This is a genomic window from Moritella sp. F3, from assembly GCF_015082335.1.
GTDB lineage: Bacteria > Pseudomonadota > Gammaproteobacteria > Enterobacterales > Moritellaceae > Moritella.
Genome location: NZ_BLRL01000003.1, coordinates 231,715 through 252,047 on the forward strand (window position 1 = coordinate 231,715; position 20,333 = coordinate 252,047).

General features: G+C 39.2%; 20 protein-coding genes and 1 riboswitch. Of the genes, 14 read left to right on the forward strand and 6 right to left on the reverse strand.

Annotation, left to right across the window (positions count from 1 at the left end):
* The first annotated feature begins 74 nt into the window (after positions 1-74).
* The 3 genes from JFU56_RS07290 to JFU56_RS07300 are packed head-to-tail and all read left to right on the forward strand — an operon-like array spanning position 75 to position 2,337.
* Positions 75-509 (forward strand): hemerythrin domain-containing protein, encoded by a 435-nt coding sequence (locus tag JFU56_RS07290; protein WP_198436632.1) that lies wholly within the window; start codon positions 75-77, stop codon positions 507-509.
* Positions 509-919, forward strand: a complete 411-nt coding sequence (locus tag JFU56_RS07295; protein ID WP_198436633.1) for a DUF2249 domain-containing protein — start codon at positions 509-511, stop codon at positions 917-919. Before JFU56_RS07290 ends, JFU56_RS07295 begins: the two co-directional genes overlap by 1 nt.
* Positions 916-2,337, forward strand: coding sequence for a hypothetical protein (locus tag JFU56_RS07300; RefSeq protein ID WP_198436634.1), 1,422 nt, complete (start codon positions 916-918; stop codon positions 2,335-2,337). Before JFU56_RS07295 ends, JFU56_RS07300 begins: the two co-directional genes overlap by 4 nt.
* 123 nt (positions 2,338-2,460) lie before the next feature.
* Here JFU56_RS07300 and JFU56_RS07305 read toward each other — a convergent pair whose 3' ends face one another.
* The 3 genes from JFU56_RS07305 to JFU56_RS07315 form a co-directional block, all read right to left on the reverse strand.
* Positions 2,461-3,483, reverse strand: coding sequence for a calcium/sodium antiporter (locus tag JFU56_RS07305; protein ID WP_198436635.1), 1,023 nt, complete (start codon positions 3,481-3,483; stop codon positions 2,461-2,463).
* An 84-nt stretch (positions 3,484-3,567) separates the two neighbouring features.
* A riboswitch (yybP-ykoY riboswitch) is annotated at positions 3,568-3,670 on the reverse strand.
* A 117-nt stretch (positions 3,671-3,787) separates the two neighbouring features.
* Entirely contained in the window at positions 3,788-4,816 is a 1,029-nt protein-coding gene (locus JFU56_RS07310; protein WP_198436636.1) for an endonuclease/exonuclease/phosphatase family protein, read from the reverse strand.
* A gap of 120 nt (positions 4,817-4,936) precedes the next feature.
* The gene (locus tag JFU56_RS07315; protein ID WP_198436637.1) at positions 4,937-5,503 is read right to left on the reverse strand and encodes a type II secretion system protein; all 567 of its coding nucleotides are present in this window, start codon (positions 5,501-5,503) and stop codon (positions 4,937-4,939) included.
* Positions 5,504-5,735: 232 nt separating this feature from the next.
* Between JFU56_RS07315 and JFU56_RS07320 the strand changes: the two genes are divergently transcribed.
* The 5 genes from JFU56_RS07320 (at position 5,736) to JFU56_RS07340 (ending at position 10,826) form a co-directional block, all read left to right on the forward strand.
* The gene (locus JFU56_RS07320) at positions 5,736-6,737 is read left to right on the forward strand and encodes a virulence protein (protein ID WP_198436865.1); all 1,002 of its coding nucleotides are present in this window, start codon (positions 5,736-5,738) and stop codon (positions 6,735-6,737) included.
* A 1-nt stretch (position 6,738) separates the two neighbouring features.
* Positions 6,739-8,010: a DUF4056 domain-containing protein gene (locus JFU56_RS07325; RefSeq protein ID WP_198436638.1), complete on the forward strand. Its 1,272-nt coding sequence runs from the start codon at positions 6,739-6,741 to the stop codon at positions 8,008-8,010.
* Entirely contained in the window at positions 8,010-9,287 is a 1,278-nt protein-coding gene (locus tag JFU56_RS07330) for a BamA/TamA family outer membrane protein (RefSeq protein WP_198436639.1), read from the forward strand. The genes JFU56_RS07325 and JFU56_RS07330 overlap by 1 nt, the downstream gene beginning before the upstream one ends.
* A gap of 190 nt (positions 9,288-9,477) precedes the next feature.
* Positions 9,478-10,245, forward strand: coding sequence for a uridine phosphorylase (gene udp / locus JFU56_RS07335; protein ID WP_198436640.1), 768 nt, complete (start codon positions 9,478-9,480; stop codon positions 10,243-10,245).
* 167 nt (positions 10,246-10,412) lie between these two features.
* Positions 10,413-10,826 carry a hypothetical protein gene (locus JFU56_RS07340; RefSeq protein WP_198436641.1) on the forward strand — a complete coding sequence of 138 codons (414 nt, stop codon included), beginning with the start codon at positions 10,413-10,415 and terminating at the stop codon, positions 10,824-10,826.
* Between the two features lie 121 nt (positions 10,827-10,947).
* Here the strand turns inward: JFU56_RS07340 and JFU56_RS07345 are convergent, their stop codons facing one another.
* A complete protein-coding gene (locus JFU56_RS07345; protein WP_198436642.1) occupies positions 10,948-11,613 on the reverse strand; it encodes a glutathione S-transferase in 666 nt (221 codons plus the stop codon).
* Between the two features lie 177 nt (positions 11,614-11,790).
* Between JFU56_RS07345 and JFU56_RS07350 the strand changes: the two genes are divergently transcribed.
* The 5 genes from JFU56_RS07350 to can all read left to right on the forward strand — a co-directional run bounded on the left by JFU56_RS07350 (position 11,791) and on the right by can (position 17,484).
* Positions 11,791-12,294 carry a type II secretion system protein gene (locus JFU56_RS07350; protein WP_198436643.1) on the forward strand — a complete coding sequence of 168 codons (504 nt, stop codon included), beginning with the start codon at positions 11,791-11,793 and terminating at the stop codon, positions 12,292-12,294.
* A gap of 296 nt (positions 12,295-12,590) precedes the next feature.
* Complete coding sequence (gene zwf / locus JFU56_RS07355; protein ID WP_198436644.1) at positions 12,591-14,072, forward strand: glucose-6-phosphate dehydrogenase; 1,482 nt, start codon at positions 12,591-12,593, stop codon at positions 14,070-14,072.
* Positions 14,073-14,168: 96 nt separating this feature from the next.
* Entirely contained in the window at positions 14,169-14,888 is a 720-nt protein-coding gene (gene pgl / locus JFU56_RS07360) for a 6-phosphogluconolactonase (protein WP_242065904.1), read from the forward strand.
* Between the two features lie 561 nt (positions 14,889-15,449).
* Positions 15,450-16,643: a Na+/H+ antiporter NhaA gene (nhaA, locus tag JFU56_RS07365; protein ID WP_198436645.1), complete on the forward strand. Its 1,194-nt coding sequence runs from the start codon at positions 15,450-15,452 to the stop codon at positions 16,641-16,643.
* Positions 16,644-16,860: 217 nt separating this feature from the next.
* The gene (gene can, locus JFU56_RS07370; protein WP_198436646.1) at positions 16,861-17,484 is read left to right on the forward strand and encodes a carbonate dehydratase; all 624 of its coding nucleotides are present in this window, start codon (positions 16,861-16,863) and stop codon (positions 17,482-17,484) included.
* 171 nt (positions 17,485-17,655) lie between these two features.
* Here can and JFU56_RS07375 read toward each other — a convergent pair whose 3' ends face one another.
* Entirely contained in the window at positions 17,656-17,865 is a 210-nt protein-coding gene (locus JFU56_RS07375; RefSeq protein ID WP_006030497.1) for a cold-shock protein, read from the reverse strand.
* Between the two features lie 757 nt (positions 17,866-18,622).
* Positions 18,623-18,889: an acyl-CoA-binding protein gene (locus tag JFU56_RS07380; protein WP_019439256.1), complete on the reverse strand. Its 267-nt coding sequence runs from the start codon at positions 18,887-18,889 to the stop codon at positions 18,623-18,625.
* Between the two features lie 537 nt (positions 18,890-19,426).
* Between JFU56_RS07380 and JFU56_RS07385 the strand changes: the two genes are divergently transcribed.
* Complete coding sequence (locus JFU56_RS07385; RefSeq protein WP_198436647.1) at positions 19,427-20,242, forward strand: hypothetical protein; 816 nt, start codon at positions 19,427-19,429, stop codon at positions 20,240-20,242.
* Positions 20,243-20,333: the final 91 nt, after the last annotated feature.

Below are 20,333 nucleotides of genomic sequence, written 5' to 3' on the forward strand. Positions count from 1 at the left end.
TATATCAATTACAGCCTGCTTATGCCTCGTTACTATGGCTGTCATATTATGATTGTTTCTTATTTTGAGGCTTTATGCACACTATTCCTGATTTTATGACTGCGCAACATCGCCATTGTGATGATGCTTTTATTGCTGCTGAATCATCTGTTTCTGCAAGTAAATGGGCTGAGGCTGATAGCCAGTGGACGATATTTACCGCTGACCTTGAAACGCACTTACAACAAGAAGAAACGATTTTATTCCCAGCGTTTGAAGAAGCGACAGGGATGACGATGGGGCCAACGCAAGTAATGCGTGCTGAACATGCACAAATGCGTCAATTGGTGGCTGAAATGACACAACAATTGTCTGCGCAGAGTAAAGCACAATTCTTGGGGTTATCAGAAACCTTAATGATCTTAATGCAGCAACATAATATGAAAGAAGAGCAAATGTTATACCCAATGACACAAGCGCATTTACCGGATGCTGATGCGGTATTACTACAAGTAAAAGCGTACTCATAATGGCGATAACCTTACTACCAACTAATGTACTACCAACTGACGTAGAATCAATTGGCGTACCATCAACTCAAATACCACCGACTAAACTGCAAGTCATTAAGCTTGATGTCAGTGAGTTCCCCATGCCTGAACCAATGCGTCAGGTATTACAGGCGTTAGCGGAATTATCCCCTGGTCAGTGTTTGATTATCTATCACCGTAAAAACCCTGTGCCGTTATATCCCAAGTTAGTTGAGTTAGGATTTGTTTACCGCGTGGATATTGATTATGGTTTTAGCCAATCATCCGCCCTTGTTAGTCATCAAGGTTATGATAATGGCAGTTGTGAAGATTTAGCCGTTATCATTAAAGTTGCTTTCAAAGCGGATGCATCGGCATTAGCCGCATTTTCTGAGCTGGAATTAGAATGAATCTTGCGGGATTAGATTTTGATAACATACCGTCATTTTCAGTGCCGATGCGGTTCTTTTTTGTCGCACCAGTGTTTGCATTCATTAGCGCGTTGATTATTGCTGTCGCTGGCGAGTCAATGTGGCTGACCCGCTGGCATCCTGCCACTCTCGCTGTTACCCATGCTATCGTGCTGGGTGTGATTTCTATGATCATGTGTGGGTCTATTTTACAGTTACTACCAGTGCTGGCTGGCAAGTCTTTACCTAAGGTTAAACTTATTTCAACGCTGACGGTGAGCTTGATGACTGTGGGCACATTGTCGTTAATTCGCGCATTTTTAGCGAATATGTTGGTGTTAGGTTTGGACTCAAGCAATAGCAATTTCTTTTTTGCTGTTTCAGGTATCTCATTTACCCTTGGTTTGGGTGGTTTCATCTGCGCAATATTATGGTTGATTAGACAACGAAGTCAGGCCTGTGTATCAATCAATACGATGCGCTTAGGTTTTATTGCTATGCTGGTGGTTGGCATTATTGCCAGTTTACTCTTAGCTGGTTATTTATTCGCTAGCCAATTTAATATCACCAAGCAACTGACAGATAGCCATGCGAGCTGGGGACTAATTGGTTGGATCAGCTTAATCATTATTGGTGTGAGCTTTCAAGTACTGCCGATGTTTCATGTTGCGCCTGCTTTCCCCAGCTGGTGTTCGCGTTATCTCCCTGGATTTTTGTTCATTACATTACTCATTTATACGTTAATGACCTTGGTTATAACCCAATCTGCTGTTATCGATAGCGTTGTCATGGAGTCAATTGTTGATAGTGCGGTGTGGCAATTAATACAGACGATTAGCATTGCTTTATTGCAGCTTAGTTTGATGGTATATGCAGTCACGGCTATGTATTGTTTATATCGACGTAAGCGGAAAATTAATGATGCCAGTGTGACTTGTTGGTTTATTGCCCTAACGTGCTTATTTCTTTGCTGTGCGATGAGTTTTGTTATGAGCTTAATGAGCAATTCACAGGCGAGTGTTGAGGCTGGGCTACTGAGTTTTGGTTGGTCACCGTTAACACTCGCATCGGTATTTATCTATGGTTGGATATTAAGTGTGATCATGGCGATGATCATCAAGATTGTGCCTTTTTTGGCATATTTACATCTACAACGTCAATGCGGTTTTCATCTGCAAGCATTTGCGTTATTGCCTAATATGCACGAGCTATTAAGTAAATCGCGAATGCAGTATTTACTATATTGTCATGTATTTAGTTTATTTGCTTTGATTATCACTTTGTATAACCCTGAATATTACTGGTTGTTATCATCAGCAATAGTGGGGCAGTTTGGTTATTTGTTGGTGTTGATGGCTAAGGTGAGTAGTCGTTATCATCATATAGCTAAGGCTATCGATGAGGCATTATTAACTTAGTATGTTAGATATGAGTGCATTCAGTAAATACTAAATGCACTCGCTAACTAACATCGCTAACTTGTAATAGGCTTAAGTCATAATTGTACTTAAGCCGTAACCGTACTAAAGAGGTAACTTAACTTAAGAAGTAAAAAGTACCCAAGTATAACCAATAAACATAATCAAGAGTACAGCACCAGAAAGGCGACCGAAACGGTAGTTAAGTTTACTGTCTGCAGCGATTAGCGCATCTGTTTGTTGTTCAGGCTTCAAACCTGAGCGGCGTTTATTTACTGCAAAATAAGTCATCGTAAACGAGATAACCATGAATGCGGTCATGATTGAAAGCATTGGTATATCACGTGTTAATACTTCCGCTGGTAGTTGTAGACCATCACCAATCAAACCAGGGAACGCCAGTACACCTAATAAGTTAAAGGTGTTTGAGCCAATCACAGTTGCAAATGCAATTTCAGGCATGCCACGACGAACACCAGCAATAGCTGCGGCTAATTCAGGCAAACTAGTACCAAATGCAACAATCGTTAGACCAATCAATAAGTCGCTTACGCCCATTGCTTTAGCAAGTTGTACGCTACCCCAAACCATAATTTGTGAGCTGATTAATAGCATGATAAGCATCGCGATAGTTTCAACTAATGCACGTGTTTGGCTTACGTCTAAAAATTCAAGTTCGTTTTCAACATCATCTGCAGACGATGATTTCGCAAGGTATACACAGTAAAGTGCCAATAATAGAATAAGTACAAGACTATCCCACATGGTAATAGAGCCATTCGACATTAATGCGATAGTTGCAATGAGTGCCACAACTAAAATAGGTAATTCACGTTTGATAAAACGTACTTGAATCACCAGCGGCATAAACAAGGCGCAAAGCGCTAATACTAAACCACAGTTGATAATGTTAGAACCGATAGCATTACCGACAGCAAGGCCTTCTGCGCCATTAAATGAGGCTATAGCACTAACGACTAATTCTGGGAATGAAGTACCAAAGGCAATGACGGTCATACCAATAAACATGACAGACACACCAAACTGTTTGGCTAATGTTGATGACACTAAGATAAGACGGTCAGCACTGACTGTAAGTAGGATAAAACCAACTAATACAGCGATGATAGGTAATAATAAAGACATAGGATTCTCGTACGAGGGCATTTAGACATAAACAAGCGACACCCTGCCCTCGAAAGTAGGTGGTTACTTGTTCAAGTCTCATCAAACCTAGTATCGGATTCTTAATCTCGAATTAGGTTGAATACACCATGACCTGTGGGTCAGTTATGTTGATGTACTCCTTCACATGCGTGAAGCGACTACTCCCTCGAATAGATTGGCGCATTATAAGATAGAATCGGGTTAACGCAAGCAGAATATGCCATTTAATTACACATTAATTTTAATTGTATTTTCCAAACCGTTTATCGTTAGATGTCATGCGCTAAGATCTAAGCGCTAGATTAATTTGCACAACCGCATGATCAGTACTTTCACTATCACGCGCATAGATAGGATTAATCAGATGACGGTCATAGGTGTGATAGTCACTGACTTCATAGAGGCTACGCTGATATTCAGCATTAAACTCACACGACAGTAAAATATAATCTAACACAGACCCTTTATTGAAAAAGTAATGTGTCGGCGGGCGAGGCGCTGGGGTACTACTTGCTGTTACTCCATTTGCTGCATGCTGATATAAATGCCAGCTATCTTGTAGACTAAATTGCTTAACAATGTCTTGTGCTTGTGGGTCTGAATTAAAGCGTAAAGTGTCCATGGTTAAATGAGACAGCACACCGTCGCGATCATTATCGAGTCGATCATTAAAATCGCCCATTAACATCATTGGATTGTTTGTTGCGAGTCGACGTTGAATCATTTTTTGGAATAGTAATGCTGCCTCTGAACCACGCTGTATCGATGAACCCCAAGTGCCGCACATTTGTTTAGTAAAAGCATTTAGTACGGCTTTGGTTGTTGCTAGTTCGGTATCATCACTTTCTAACATTGGCCGTTTAGATTTGAAATGCACGACATAACAATCTGTAGTGCCTAAGTGCGGTAGTTCAATACTGGCGCGTAGTGGCTTACGGCTAAATTGATATTCAGATGACAATCCCATATCCACTGCGAGTTCACTATCTGGTATGACAGCTGTGATGTCGGTTATTGGGTAACGTGATGCCAGAGCTACGACTGGACTACGAAAGATATAGTCTTCAATGACATCGGCGCTATCGACAACAGCGAAATACGGATAATCACATTCTGCTGCTAGTGTTTTTAATGAATCAGGGCTAAACACTTCTTGAAAGCCGATCACATCAGGTTGATGTTCAGCAAGGTAATCACGTATCCATTTCTGCTTTTTCTGCCATTGTTGCTCATCATAGATACGATCAAAGTCATAACAAGCATAAGGAGGTTCGATGTAATTGAACAAATTAAAGGTGGCAATTTTTAGCATAGGTAAGGAATACCAGAATATAGGAAAACAACTGTTATGGTTATAACAAGCTTAGCAGGATGGGGCAAGTAAGTATTTACAATACCTCAGGTGCCTGAGGTATTCTATTTGATATAGAAGTTAATACGAGAGTGCACCACGAGTGATCGTTGTCTCGCCAGTCGCAGGGTAGTAATGTAATTGCCAATTAACAGCGCCTTTACTACGGTCATCGGCGATATAATTATAATAACAATAAGTCCTCGGGTTGCTCATCTCACTGCCTGCATACCAATAAACAATACTTGTATCATCATCATAACCACCTGAGTTATTATGACCTTCTAGTTTAAAGTCATTATGACTTAATAATCCAGTCCACATTTCTTCACAATAATCACCTTGTAATTTTGTTCCATTACTAATATCTGATTGTGCAAGTGGATAACCAGTAGTGCTGGAATCTATGTCACCATCGCCAAAGCAAGCGAGATCTTGTACTGCACCACTCTTACCATTCGTTAACCAGCAGCTATGATATAACTTTACAGCAGAATCAAACGCCGCGAATGAACTTTTTGCCGTTGCATCATGGGCATCTTGACCTATGTCTAGGAATTTAGGTAACGCTGTTACTGATAGCACTCCTAGCACAATTATGACGATGACGAGCTCTATTAAGGTGAAACCACCATTTTTTGTTTTCATTGTATAATTTCCGACTGTTCAATTATCGGTATGTTAATAGCATGCAGGGTGATTTACCATCAAATATTGAGTAATTAGTTGTTTATATGGTTTAAATGAAAACATTAAGTTCATTGTTAGTGCATACGTTGTCTTTTGGTATTGTAATATAATGTAATTTATTCTTCTCGTTATTGTTTTACTTTATGTGTTTGTTAGACTCCGCGCCTTATTGGTCTTTAGAGGTAGTATGATGAACAACAACAGGCATTTCACTGTGGCAATGACGGCACTTATTAGCAGCTCGTTTTCTGTATCCGCGAATGATCATCTATTGACCTCTACAGATTTAGGACCGAACAACAGTAACGTGAAACATATTGTCGGTATTGAACAGACGCAGGTGGCCTCTACAGCGTTAACTGCTGATGAAAGTGAATTACTCAGTGCTGAAGAATACGATCGATACGAACGTAACTTTCCGATTTGGGCACAAGAAGCTATCGATTTAGGATATGAACTCCCCAAGCCATATGGTTTTAGCATGACCTACATGAAAATGGAACAGCCATTGATTGTGGATTCTGTGGCCTTTAGTGGGTTGGGGTTTATCGATGATCTTGTCAGCATTGGAACATCAACTGCACAACAAGAATCTGAAACATTAACCTTTCGTGGTGACGTTTGGGTATTACCATTTTTAAATGTCTATGGCATTCTCGGATATACCCAAGGTAGTAGTACTGCGCAAGTTAGCCCCGTAGTCCATTTTCCATGGTGGTTGGGGGGAGATAAAGATTATGGGCCAGTGCCTTTTGAATTGAATTTTAAAGGCATTACCTATGGCGCAGGTACGACGATTGTCGGTGGTATTGATAATTGGTTTGCGTTACTCGACGTCAATTACACCAATACCGCATTAGATATTCTCGATGGGGAAATCAGTTCTATTGTGGTGTCGCCACGTGTAGGCTATCGCTGGAAGTTCAAAGGCCACGATATGCAGTTATGGACTGGTGCTATGTATCAGAATGTAGAACAAACATTTGAGGGTAACCTAAAGGATATCGGTATTTCTAGCAAATATGTGCCGGCTCTTGGTGATGGTAAGTTTAAAGTAGAGCAACACCTTGAAGATAAGTGGAATACCTTAATCGGTGGGCAAGCGCAAATAACCAATAATGTAGATCTGCTTATGGAAGCGGGTGTTGGTACTCGCCGTAGTATGATGGTTAGCTTAGGATACCGCTTCTAATATGATGTCATTAGCTAAAGTTGTTATTTTTTCGTTTGGTGCAATGTTGTTAACCGCTTGCAGCCAAGATTGGCAAGTTCGTGCATTACCTACAGATGCAGCTGTCGCTGAAGCATTAACGGCCCTGCCTGATAAGAGTGTACTTGCAAGCACCGAGTTGAATGGTTATTCAAGCCTAGACATGCCTGGAGATGTCAGGCCTTGCTGCGCATTTGGTAATGCCCAAAAAGTCAAAGTAGGCACAGTACAAGTGCCATTCTTTCGTTATGCTAATACACTTGATGCGGATGATATTGGCGCTCATGCCTTTGACGCTGGTTCATTTAGTTATGTAAAAGTATCGCCAGACGGTAGCAGCAGTGGTGAAAACAATGGTCAAATTTATACACTGCTTGGTGGTTTCATTGATTTAGCCCATGTACGCGATACCGCTGATAACACGATTATTTTGTTTTATAAAATTTATAAACAATTAGGTAAAGAAGCAAAAATTGAGTTACCGCCTGAAATAGGCCCCCGTTACATCGAATTAAAAGCCTTTGATATAGAGCGTCTTGATCCATTACAGCGCTGGAACTTAGCAGCTGATATAGCGGCAAGATTAGGTTACTTAATGGCAGAGTCACATGAAATAGCACAATGGCACGGCTATCGTAGCTGGGCGCTTTGGTCTGAAGAGGTATCAGCTTATTCACCGGAAGATATCTACTCAAATATGCTTGGTGCTAAGATCGCAGTGGCATTAATCAGTAATAACTTAGCCATGAACAAAACCTTGTTTAATCAGCACATGAGTGGCTGGTTAACCGCGGCAATCAATCAACTTGACCCTGTGACTGCCGAGCAAACGAACGCGCTGTTTGATGTGATTGACGGCGATTGGTGGGATTCAAATGAGCCACTACCAAATAAATTTATGTTGTTAAAACGTCACTATGCCTTGGGTGATGTTCAGTCGCCGTATTTAGTGGATAAACAAACTGCCCAAGCGCATGATCATTGGCCTTTACTTGCGCCACTCTATTTACAAGAAAAGCAACAAGATCATCAAGCTAAACAGTTATCCCTGCTACGCTACAGCCATGGCGTGGATATAGATGAAGTAGCCAAGCTATGGTTATTTATTGATGATAAGTTTAAAGTTAACTTTAGTCATATCCCAGCAGAATTGTGGTCGAACGGTTTTACCAGTGCGCAATTTTTAGCCTTGTCAGCTTATAACAAGATTGAAGATGACAAGCAGCTAAAAGCGAAGCGCGAGGGTGATCTATAATGATGCTTAATCGAACCAAACTGCATCGAACCAAGCTATATCGAACACACCTACTGCTCACGAGTTCATTGCTGTTGATGACTGGCCAAAGTGCTTTTGCGGAGACTCGTTCTCAAACTGATGACACTCTTTATGTAAATAGCAGTACTTATGTAGATAGCAGTAATAATCTCGACAACAGTAACAAGGTAGATGAAAGCGCTCACGTTAAGCAGGGCGGTTGGATTGATGGTCTGTTGGAGAACCTCGGCGCGGATGGCGAGTATAACCAAGATAAGGTGATTGATTTTAGCGTATTACCTGGGCCTTTTTATAACCCTGAAATGTCATTTGGTGTCGGTGTTTCGGCAATTGGGCTCTATCAGGTAGATAAAGAGGACCAGGTGAGCCAGTTATCGACATTAATTATTAATGGCTTTGCTTCTGCCAATGGTGCGCTGGGGATTGCTGTCGCTAACAAAACCTTTTTACAGCAAGATACGTTACGGTTTTATGTTGATGCCGTTATAGCTGATGCGCCTGAAGTATATTATGGCCGCGGTTATGATGAAAATAGACAAGATGACAATAAAGTCACATTTGATAATCAGCAATTATCACTAGCGCCTTCGTTACGAAAACGTATTTCTGCGCAAAGCTTTATTGGTATTGGGATGGATTTTAACTATAGCTCAGCCAATGATATCGACAACTTGGAATCGACTGTTGATAGCAGTATGTTGTTGGAAAGCAGTCGTAGTGTTGGGGCTAGCTTATTAATCAATTACGATAGCCGTGATAGCGTACTTAGCCCTCGCTCTGGGCGTCTTGTCGAGCTTGATTCAAAGTGGTATCGCCAAGAGTTTGGTAGCCAAAGTGACTTTAATGTTCAATCGTTATTATACAGCGAATACCTGAGTATTGGTGAGAGTGGGGATGTATTAGCATGGCAAGTTCATGGTCGTTTTACGCAGGGAGATGTACCTTGGGATCAACTTTCAGCGCTTGGTGGAGGTGGCTTATTACGTGGTTATAATTCGGGGCGTTATCGCGATGAGCAAATGTTATTGGCACAAGTTGAATACCGTTTAAACTTACCGGGTCGTCATGGCATGGTATTTTGGGGCGGTGCTGGTGGACTTGCCGATAACATTGATAAGTTATCAACTGATGAACTACTGCCTACGGCGGGTGTAGGTTATCGATTTGAAGTTAAGCCTAAAGTTAATCTACGCTTAGACATGGGATTTGGGAATGGTGATTCCGGGTTCTATTTTAATGTGAATGAAGCGTTTTAAGCCTATTTATTGAAGCCTAGCGTTTATAGGTATGATCATATGTGAAATATAACAAGCTTATATATGAAACATGTGATTATTATCACTTTATAGGCAAGCCTGCTGCTTTATCATTGTTTTTTAATATTTACCGCCATTTTTAATACTGATATTTATAATGACGGTTCTCTCCGGTTTTAAGGAATATGCTATGACTACTGCAAACGTTTTTCACCTTGGTATCAATAAATCAGACTTACAAGGTGCCGAATTGGCTATCATTCCAGGTGATCCCGCGCGTGTCGAAAAGATCGCACAGCAAATGGAAAACCCAAAATTTTTAGCAAGTCATCGAGAATACACGGTTTATTTAGCCGATTTAGAAGGTAAGAAAGTGGTTGTGTGTTCAACTGGTATCGGCGGTCCATCGACTTCGATTGCTGTTGAAGAGCTTGCGCAACTTGGTGTGAATACATTTTTAAGAGTTGGCACAACGGGTGCAATTCAAGAACATATTAATGTTGGCGATATGATTGTAACAACAGCGTCGGTGCGTCTTGACGGTGCAAGCTCTCATTTTGCGCCGATGGAATACCCTGCAGTAGCAGATTTTGCTGTTGCGACTGAGATGAAAGCGGCTGTTGATGCTGAAGGTATCAAGGTACATATGGGGGTTACTGCATCGAGTGATACGTTCTACCCAGGTCAAGAACGCTACGATACATTCTCGGGTCGTGTAACACGTCGTTTCCAAGGTTCTATGCAAGAATGGCAAGACATGGGCGTACTTAACTTTGAAATGGAATCTGCAACACTTTTTACTATGTGTGCAAGCCAAGGCCTTAAAGCAGGTTGTGTTGCTGGTGTTATTATTAACCGTACACAAAAAGAGATCCCTGATGAAGCAGCAATGAAACTTGTTGAAACAAGATCGATTAAAGTTGTTGTTGATGCAGCTCGCCGTATGTTAATTGCTTAATCTGAACATGGTGTAAGAACTTAATTATTGATATATAAAGGTATTATAAAAAACTTTATAAATAATTAAGCAAAATATTTCGTTTGGAATAATTAAATTTCAAACGAAATATTACCCCCTCCTATTATCACGTACTATTTCATCATCAAATCAATTAAGGATTTACGATGAAAAAGCTACTTATTATGATCACTGCATTTTTTACTCTTAACGTATCAGCTATTACGACTGCAGACGCTGCAGTAGGTTGCAAACGTGCTGGTGGCGTTCAATGTCAAGAGCATGGCCGTGTCGGTAAGCCTGGCCAAGTGGTTAGAGCACCAGCTAAAGTAATCAGAACACCGAACTATCGAGCGCCTATTTATCGTGGTCGACCTGTTGTTATCGTAAATGGCTACCAACGTCCATCTTGGTATCAAAATCCACTATTAATGGCAATTGGTGCTGCGATTATTATTGATGCTGTTAGTGGCGAGCCGAAAACTGAATCGGGCCAAAACGTAGTGATATTAGGTGAAGGCGACGAGCTATCTAAAGTATATGAAAAAGATGATACTGTTTATCTTGTCATGAAGTCGTAATGGGGACATCAGATAATTAAACCTGAGTGATGAGCGAAGCATTTATAAATAACGATAAAAGCCAGTCTGCCTATGCAGTGCTGGCTTTTTGTTTTAATAACAACCCGTAAATAGCTATTGTTTAATTACTACAAGCAAAGTATACGGCTTTGTCGCCAGCAGACCATTGCGGGTATTTAAACATAATATCAGTAAATAATGTTGAGCTAGTATGGCGGTTTAACCAAGCGCGTAATTTAGGGTAGGGAGATTGTTCGAACCACGTCTTATCCACACTGGCAAATTGACGAATAAAGGGAAAAATAGCGATGTCTGCGAGACTCACATCGTCACTAATCAGGTTATTGTGTAACCTGAGTAACAATTCAAGCTGAGTTAGAAAGTGGCTGCCTTGCTCACGATATTGCGCTTCAGTACATTCTGGGTGGCGATCGGCGTATTTATATTTATCTAAAATAGCTTTGAATTCGTTATCATTTTCGTCGATCAGTGAGCTTATCTGCTTTTGTAAATGGGGTTGATTTTGGCGTAGCCAATCATGGCGATCGTTTTGTGCCAATGCCCACTGCATAATGTCGCGACTTTCATCAATGATCTGTTTATCTTGAGTGACTAAAACCGGCACCGTGCCTTTAGGTGAATAAGCTAACAAGCTCATTGGTTTATCTTTTAATACCACTTCTCTTAATTCAACTTCCACTTGGCTATAACAAACCGCGAGTCGTGCTCTCATTGCGTATGGGCAACGTCGAAACGAATAAAAAATAGCAGGGCGAGTAGGTCGCATTAATAGACTCCAGCATGAAAATTTAAGATATAGAGATTAAACTATCGAACTTTGTTTTACTGTATCAAATCGGCGCAATATATACATTAAAATGATGATATTATTAGTCTTGTATATACAGTAGGTATGTTAGTATCCATTCGAGTTAACTGCACAAGTTTAAGGTATTGGATTTTAATGAATGAAAAAATGGGCTTTTCATTACTGGAATTAACATTTGTTATTGTGGTTCTTTCAGTTCTAGCCATGTTTGCTATCCCCGAGTACACCAAAACGCACCGTGAAGCGAAAGTCGCTGTACTAACCGATCTACGCGGTAAATTAGTCAATGCCGTGGACACCTTGAAAACAGCTTCAAACATCGAATCACGTAAACAGACTATTAACGGTAAAACATATGTTCAATATGACGTCAGACAATCCTATCTGGTATCAGGTAAGCTGTTAGACCCGACTGAAATCTGTCATATATTAGGGCTAACCTCTGGCCCCCTTGTTGAAGGTGACATTATTACTTCAAGTGATGGCATGTATACTTGTAAAAATGTCAGCCCTAAACAGAGCTGGATTAGAATGAATCGACTTGAATCGACAGATTGCGCATTATCATATACAGCCCATTATAATAATGAGTCTATCGCGAATGTTGAGATTAAATTGACAGGTGACTGTTTAGAGTGAATTGGCACTTAATTTACGCTGATTATTTATACACCTGTTAACATCGAATTAACGCTTCCCACTTTCAGAACTTTCGTTATTTTCTTTCATTCGAAAGTGAGTGTCCGTTTAATTAGACATAAATTTTTAGTTGAGTGCCTATTTGTGGGTATTTGCTAAACATATTGCTGAAACCATTTTAAATTTCAGTCATTTTGAGTGATAATGCCGCGCCTAGTCCGTTATCTATCCATAACATGAACCGACTAGCGCTAAATGTTCTAATCTTTTCGATCAAATCTTTAGGAAATAAAACCATGGTAAAACCAGAGAATAACAGTATTGTCATTTTTGGTGCTTCGGGTGATTTAACAAAACGAAAGTTACTTCCCGCGCTTTTCCACCTTTATGTCAATGAACTGTTACCTGAAGATTTCTCTATTTTGGGTGCGAGTAAAACAGCATACACGGACGACTCATTCCGTGAAAAAGTAACTAATGATTTAATCCAAAGTGAAGGCATTACTCAGCAACAAGCTGAAGCGTTTAGTAAACATTTGTACTATATCTCGATGGATATGACAGATGCAGATAGCTACGTTGCGTTTAAAGAGCGTTTAGAAACATTATCTGTAACGCACAATACAGTGGGTAATGCTATTTATTATATGGCAACACCACCAAGCTTATACGCAGCAATTTCTGCGAACCTAGCTAAACATAAATTGAATAAAGATCGTAATGGCTGGAAACGTTTGATCGTTGAGAAGCCATTTGGTTATGACCTTGCGTCTGCAAACGAATTAGATGAGCATTTACATACTTGTTTCCGCGAGCGCCAGGTATACCGTATTGATCATTACTTAGGTAAAGAAACAGTACAGAACCTATTAGTATATCGTTTCTCTAATGGTTTATTCGAACCATTGTGGAACCGTAGTTTCATCGACTATGTTGAAATTACAGCAGCTGAAAGCTTAGGCGTTGAAGAACGTGGTGGTTATTATGACCATTCTGGCGCAGTACGTGACATGTTACAGAATCACTTATTACAAGTACTAGCACTAGTTGCGATGGAGCCACCTGCAGTTATCAATGCAGATGCGATGCGTAATGAAGTGGTTAAAGTGATCCAAAGCTTACGTCCGCTTGAAGAACAAGATCTACGTGATAATCTCGTCTTAGGCCAATACACGAAAAGTGTTGTTAATGGCGAAGAGATGCCTGGTTACCGTAGTGAAAAAGACGTTGATGAAGATTCACGCACGCCGACATATGTGGGCATGAAGATGATGATCGACAACTGGCGTTGGAACGGCGTTCCTTTTTATGTGCGTACGGGTAAACGTATGCCAGAACGTTTGACTGAGATTGTGGTTCACTTTAAGAAGACACCACATCCAATCTTTGGTCAGAACGCGCCAGAAAATAAATTGATCTTGCGTATTCAGCCAAACGAATCAATTCAAATGGACTTTGGTTTGAAAAAACCGGGGGCAGGCTTCACTGCTCAGCAAGTATCAATGAGCTTTGACTATAATAGTTTAGAAGAAAATAACCTATTAACAGCTTATGAGCGTTTATTACTTGATTGCATGAAAGGCGACGCAACACTCTTTGCTCGTTCTGATGCAGTTAAAGCATGTTGGGAATTTGTGCAGCCAATCTTAGACTATAAAAAAGAAGCAAAATCTTTATTTGGTTATAAGTGTGGTAGCTGGGGACCGAACAAAGCAGATGAAATGCTTGAGAAAGATGGGCGTGAATGGCGCTTTTCGAGTGAAGAAGTGATTAACTAAGTTAATCTTAGTTCATTACTGGCTGAGCCAGTCGCTAAGTAATAAACAGTAGCCTGTCTCAGCATTAATCGTAGCAACTAACAGTAGCGTGAGAATATGATGGATTATCGTACTTTTGAAAAACCTGAACAGGTTGTTGAGTCATTGGCTCATTCACTTGTTGAATATAGCAAGCAAGATCAGCCTGTACATATTTCGTTATCAGGCGGCAGTACACCAAAGCTTTTATTTAAAGTGTTAGCACAAGCGCCATTTGCAACAAGCATTACATGGACTAACTTACATTTTTGGTGGGGCGATGAACGCTGTGTGGCACCTGATGATGCCGAAAGTAATTTTGGTGAAGCACAAGCGTTACTATTTTCGAAGGTGGCATTGCCGACAGAGAATATTCACCGTATTTTAGGTGAAGATGCACCTGAGCAAGAAGTTATTCGTTTTGCGCAAGAGATGCAAACCGTTATTCCTGCACATAATGGCTTACCATGTTTTGATTGGATCCTACTTGGCATGGGGGGCGATGGTCATACTGCATCATTATTCCCTGGCCAAACTGATTATAACGATGAAAACATCGCTATCATTGCTCAACATCCAGAATCAGGGCAATACCGTATTTCTAAAACGGCGCGCCTGTTAGCGAATGCAAAACGCATTAGCTATTTAGTGCTGGGTGCTGGTAAAGCTGAAGTAATTAAGCAGATCCACGATAATGACGATGCTGCTCTTGCTTATCCCGCTGCACAAGTTAAAGCAAATCAAGGTAGCACTGAGTGGATCCTGGATGCAGCAGCAGCAAGATTAATTAATAGTTAAGATAGAGACTAAACGGTTTCATTTCATTTTCTTAGTACCGAAGACCTGTTAGTTCACGCTAATAGGTCTTTTTTTGTTCACTTGTCTGTTTTTTATACCAACGATAAAAAATCCTCCCTCATTAAATTAATTTAACAACCCTATACGGCGACAATTGTGAATTCAGCTAATATTAGTTCGAGTCATGTGTTGATCGTCTCTTAAACAGCTGTTTTGACACCTTATCAGCGACCTTTTATTGCCATTCTTTGTTTTTATATTGTTAATAAAGTGTTTTAAACTGATTTAAAGGTTGAAAGTAGCCAATTATGGTTATTTATGTGACTTGGTTCTAATATATATATGTGTGATTTATAAGTGTTATGTGTCATATTATGTCGAGTCTAACGAGAAGGTGAGTAAACACCTTAATAGCATTAAACATAATTATTTTTAATTATTCTTTAATTTATAGAATTTGATAATACTGACATATCTTCATCCTAATTCGGTGTAATGGACTAGCGTTGTATTGTATTGAGCGACCGTTTTATAGATGAATATGTAGGTATAAGGAAAAACATGAACAATACACAAGATTCGTTTTTATCTAGTTTCTTTAAACTAGAATCAGCAGGCGGCATTATCTTAATGTTCTCGGCTGTATTAGCTATGGTTTTAGCTAATAGCCCTTTACAAGGACTCTATGCTCTATTTTTAGATACCCCAGTTGAAATAAAACTTGGCGGTTTAGAAATTGCGAAACCATTATTACTTTGGATTAATGATGGTTTAATGGCTGTATTCTTCTTTTTAGTTGGACTTGAACTAAAACGAGAATTAGTGGAAGGGGAGTTATCTGATCCTCGAAATATCATTCTACCTGGCGTTGGTGCTATCGGTGGTATGTTATTCCCAGCGCTTATCTATGTTTACTTTAATATAGATGATCCTGCTGCGTTAAGTGGTTGGGCTATCCCTGCTGCAACAGATATTGCATTTGCGTTAGGTATTTTAAGTTTACTTGGTTCTCGTGTACCTGTGAGCTTGAAGATATTCTTAACATCTCTGGCTATTTTTGATGATATTGGTGCGATCCTTATTATTGCATTCTTCTATACATCGAAGATTTCTGTTGTTGCATTGATTGTGACCGCATTATGTATCCCTGTGTTAGCTTATTTAAATAAGCGTAATGTTGATTCGAAAGCCTTGTATATCATTGTTGGTATCGTGATGTGGGTGGCAATGCTGAAGTCTGGTGTTCACGCAACATTAGCCGGTGTTATCCTTGCTTTATTTATCCCGATGCAATCAAAAGATAAATCACATTCACCACTGAAGAAGATGGAGCATGGACTACACTTTGTCGTGGCCTTTGTTATCTTACCTATCTTCGCATTTGCAAACGCTGGTATTAACTTATCGGGTGTTGGCTTAGAACAAATATTGCACCCAGTGCCAATGGGTATTGCGTTAGGTCTGTTCTTTGGTAAGCAAATTGGTATCTTTGGTTTATGTTGGTTAGCGATTAAATGTAAGATTGCACAAATGCCAAAAGGCATGGACTGGTGTTCTTTATATAGCACGGCGATCTTATGTGGTGTTGGCTTCACGATGAGCTTGTTTATTGGTTCACTTGCGTTTGAAGAAACGGGTACTAATCTATTATTTGATGAGCGCCTTGGTATTATCTTAGGTTCATTGGTCTCTGGTTTTGTTGGCTTCTTTATGCTGAAGTCATGTCTATCAAAACAAGATAAAGTAGCAAAGTAATTTACTGCTAGACTTGGCTCAAATGTTAAGCACCCTTGATTGGGTGCTTTTTTATATCTGCCTTATACCCGTCTTATATCCACTAAGCCCTAAATTATTACACTCATAAGTCCAGTTACTTATATCCTAAGATTACTTATTTATCAGTTGAATATATTGATTAAACAAGCTAGTTTAAAGGTTCGAAATGTAGTTATTCCAATCAGAGAGCGTAGTCTTGAGTACTATTAAATCAATATTTGAACGTAATCGCGCATGGTCAGAACAGATCAATGAACAGTTCCCTGACTTTTTTGAACAACTTTCTAAACAGCAAACACCGGATTACTTATGGATAGGTTGTTCGGATAGTCGCGTACCTGCAAACCAGATCATGGCCCTGCCTCCGGGGGAAGTGTTTGTGCACCGCAATATCGCCAATGTTGTAGTACACACTGACTTAAATTGTTTATCAGTGATCCAGTATGCCGTTGAAGTACTTAAAGTGAAGCATATTATAGTTTGTGGTCATTATGGTTGTGGTGGTGTTAAGGCCGCTATGGGCGATGGTCAGCATGGTTTAATTGACAATTGGTTACGTCATATTAAAGATGTTGAACGCTTCCATATGGATGAGCTAGAAGGCGTGTGCGGAGACGATAAGATCGATCGTATGTGTGAATTAAACGTAGTAGAACAGGTGCGTAACGTTTGTAATACCACGGTTGTAAAGCGAGCTTGGCGCAACGGTGCTGAACTAACCGTACACGGCTGGATCTTTAACATCAGCAATGGTGTATTGAAGAGCTTAACAGATAGTATTGATTCGCGTGAGAAACAGTTAGAAGTCATTACTAAATAGGTTAACGGTTTAGCGTAATCTAGGGGTATAAAAAAAGCCAATGAGTTAACTCATTGGCTTTTTTATTACCTAACGATAAATGCATCTAGGATGTCATAAATTCCAGGTAATAAAAAAGGTGAACTTAGTTCACCTTTTTTGATATCTGTTTAACCGATTAATAGTAAACTATTAAAGAGGTTTAACGTTCTCAGCTTGTGGACCTTTTTGGCCTTGGCCTACTGTGAACTCAACTTTTTGACCGTCAGTAAGTACTTTAAAGCCATCTACTAAGATAGAGCTGAAATGTACGAATACATCTGGGCCATTTTCTTGTTCGATGAAACCGAAGCCTTTAGCTTCGTTGAAGAATTTTACTTTACCGATTACTGTATTAGACATATTAAAAACCCTGTATATATATATATTATTAAAAAAATTGTTAAAAAACCAGGGTGTAACTTATATAAACAATACAAACACAATAATCAATACAAGTATTAACTAAAGTTTATTCTACCGATATAAACTAGCCTAATTTCTTAAGACGAATTATACATGGTTAAAGACTCATAGCAACACACTCGTGAGTTATTTTTATAAAATTACTGTTTTCATTAGCAAAATCAACATGGTCTGTGACTAGCTGCTGGATTTTCCGTCGTAGTAACCGCTATTTTATTCAATCCTAGCTCATATAACAGGCAATTATTGTCGGCCTCTAAAATTACAGTATCGGTTTCGTTCTAATGATTGATAAGTTGGTATTTGTTGCTAGGTTAGATATGTGTTTACCACCTGTAATTAAATGTAAGTTTTTGATATTAAAACTTTATAAGTGGTTTATTCGAATGTTTTAGATAAATGTAATCGTATCCTGGTAATGGGGTGCAGGTATAAACAAGAGAAAAATTAAGGAATGATGATGAGTAAAGGTGTTCGTAGGCAGTGGTTTTTCAGCCAGAAGAAAGAAGTGAAATTTTTTAGTAAGTAATGAAGTTAAGTTATTAGATGATGCCATTAAAAAATGTCATTAAATACATGATAGGTATGTAATTAATTAAAGTGTACCTCTTATTGAGTCGGTAATATCGGCAAGAATTGTCAGTAAATAAAGCTATTTACTGACAACAAGTCACTTAGCTAGATGCTTTTAAAATTAAGCCGCATTTTCTTCTTCTACACGAGCAATATATTTTTCCATTGCTTGGTCTGAAGATAAGCCTCGTAATTTATCCCATGCAGTCCACTTAGCAAAACCAACCATATCAAAGATAGATGGCTTTTTAGTTGCCACGTCACCTTCTGTTGCTTGCTTGAATAATGAGTAAAACTCTAATTTTAATTCTTGTGAAGGTTTTTTCTTCGCTGTGCCATTTTGAACTTGGTCTACTGTAGCTTCGAATTTAGCGCGTAGGTCTGTCATTTTATATTCCTTTATTTGTCTAAAATGTTGAATCAAAAAGTACTTAACTATTCATTAGTAAAAGCATTACAACGAGCAATGTCGCGATACACCTACTAATGAGTAGTTAGGTCACAGGCAAATCTTACCTCTATTCTCTGCTTAATACATCCTTTTATTTCAGTTTTAGGTATGAATTTAAATAATAAAAAATCCTTAGTATTCAAACTAATAACTTTTAAATAAGTATGATTATTCTAAATTTTAAGTTAAGAGGAGGATTGAATACAAAGGAAGCTTATCTGAGTGGAAACAGTTGTTCATGCGACGAATGCTTGTGTCACGTAGGTTGCGCGTCATCATGTAGCGAGCTGGTAATAATTGATATGGCGCAGGAATAGGTTGAGTCTATGGGGGAAATGGATAATTAAACTTGATATATATGTCAGAATATATATCATTACCCATTTGTAGTTACGACCTTGTGGGTGTTAATCGTATATTTAGCGTTAACACTATAAATTCAGTAACACTAAACCCATTTTTTGTAAGTAAGATATGATCGAATCACAATCGAATAGACAGATATCATTATTTGAGGCTGTATTGAATAATTATTCTACATTGCAACGCTGTTTACTGCTCACTTGTGCTTTATTAGTGATGGGGGCTGTTTTATGTGTAGAGCAAACCAATATAGCATCATTTTTGTTTTCTAATTTACCGCTCGGTATTGGATTAACAAACAGCTTTATTGCCCCATTAATAGCGATCGTACTGTTAGCTATTTCTTGCACTGCTTATTTTGGCATTATATGCACAGATAAATTGTCGCCATCATCGCGACAAGCGACAAGCGGGTCTGGGATTTTATCAGAATTGCGCTTAACACTGGTGTTCGGTGCTTGCTTTGGGTTATTAACGGCTATTCTATGCAGCCTAATTTTTGTCATCGCAGAGCCGCATCTACCACAAGCGTTTCTTCAGTATCATCAAATATTTAACTCGTTAGATCTGATGCTTATTGCGTTGACTGCGGTCTTAACTAGCGCATTATATTTATCGGTATTTATGTTACCGCTGTCAAGTTTATTGTCAAAGTTGATGGTTTTTGAAAATAAACCTTCTAAGTTAAAATTAACCACAAATACGATTATCATTTCATCGATTGTATTGTCTTTGTTTATGGCGCTATCAGTTGCGTTAGTGACATCAACCTTTTCGATAAATTTAATTGTATTTATCGTTATTATATCGGCTATCACGGCGTCAGCATTAGGCTTGCTATACTGGTTTGTAGGGTTGGAAGCGAGTTTGATTGCTAATTTAGTATATTGCTTGTTAGTCTCTTATTTGGCGCATATCTTCTTATAATGTTAAGACTAGCGAACACGTAATCTAAAAAAAACGAGCACGATACAGCGGAGCATCGTACTCGTTTATCTATACTATTTTGTGTGTGGTG

Excerpts from the sequence above, each read along its gene's own strand:
- JFU56_RS07290 (WP_198436632.1), top strand. The coding sequence starts at position 75 with ATGCACACTATTCCTGATTTTATGACTGCGCAACATCGCCATTGTGAT.
- JFU56_RS07295 (WP_198436633.1), top strand. The coding sequence starts at position 509 with ATGGCGATAACCTTACTACCAACTAATGTACTACCAACTGACGTAGAA.
- JFU56_RS07300 (WP_198436634.1), top strand. The coding sequence starts at position 916 with ATGAATCTTGCGGGATTAGATTTTGATAACATACCGTCATTTTCAGTG.
- JFU56_RS07305 (WP_198436635.1), bottom strand. The coding sequence starts at position 3,483 with ATGTCTTTATTATTACCTATCATCGCTGTATTAGTTGGTTTTATCCTA.
- JFU56_RS07310 (WP_198436636.1), bottom strand. The coding sequence starts at position 4,816 with ATGCTAAAAATTGCCACCTTTAATTTGTTCAATTACATCGAACCTCCT.
- JFU56_RS07315 (WP_198436637.1), bottom strand. The coding sequence starts at position 5,503 with ATGAAAACAAAAAATGGTGGTTTCACCTTAATAGAGCTCGTCATCGTC.
- JFU56_RS07320 (WP_198436865.1), top strand. The coding sequence starts at position 5,736 with ATGAACAACAACAGGCATTTCACTGTGGCAATGACGGCACTTATTAGC.
- JFU56_RS07325 (WP_198436638.1), top strand. The coding sequence starts at position 6,739 with ATGATGTCATTAGCTAAAGTTGTTATTTTTTCGTTTGGTGCAATGTTG.
- JFU56_RS07330 (WP_198436639.1), top strand. The coding sequence starts at position 8,010 with ATGATGCTTAATCGAACCAAACTGCATCGAACCAAGCTATATCGAACA.
- udp (WP_198436640.1), top strand. The coding sequence starts at position 9,478 with ATGACTACTGCAAACGTTTTTCACCTTGGTATCAATAAATCAGACTTA.
- JFU56_RS07340 (WP_198436641.1), top strand. The coding sequence starts at position 10,413 with ATGAAAAAGCTACTTATTATGATCACTGCATTTTTTACTCTTAACGTA.
- JFU56_RS07345 (WP_198436642.1), bottom strand. The coding sequence starts at position 11,613 with ATGCGACCTACTCGCCCTGCTATTTTTTATTCGTTTCGACGTTGCCCA.
- JFU56_RS07350 (WP_198436643.1), top strand. The coding sequence starts at position 11,791 with ATGAATGAAAAAATGGGCTTTTCATTACTGGAATTAACATTTGTTATT.
- zwf (WP_198436644.1), top strand. The coding sequence starts at position 12,591 with ATGGTAAAACCAGAGAATAACAGTATTGTCATTTTTGGTGCTTCGGGT.
- pgl (WP_242065904.1), top strand. The coding sequence starts at position 14,169 with ATGATGGATTATCGTACTTTTGAAAAACCTGAACAGGTTGTTGAGTCA.
- nhaA (WP_198436645.1), top strand. The coding sequence starts at position 15,450 with ATGAACAATACACAAGATTCGTTTTTATCTAGTTTCTTTAAACTAGAA.
- JFU56_RS07375 (WP_006030497.1), bottom strand. The coding sequence starts at position 17,865 with ATGTCTAATACAGTAATCGGTAAAGTAAAATTCTTCAACGAAGCTAAA.
- JFU56_RS07380 (WP_019439256.1), bottom strand. The coding sequence starts at position 18,889 with ATGACAGACCTACGCGCTAAATTCGAAGCTACAGTAGACCAAGTTCAA.
- JFU56_RS07385 (WP_198436647.1), top strand. The coding sequence starts at position 19,427 with ATGATCGAATCACAATCGAATAGACAGATATCATTATTTGAGGCTGTA.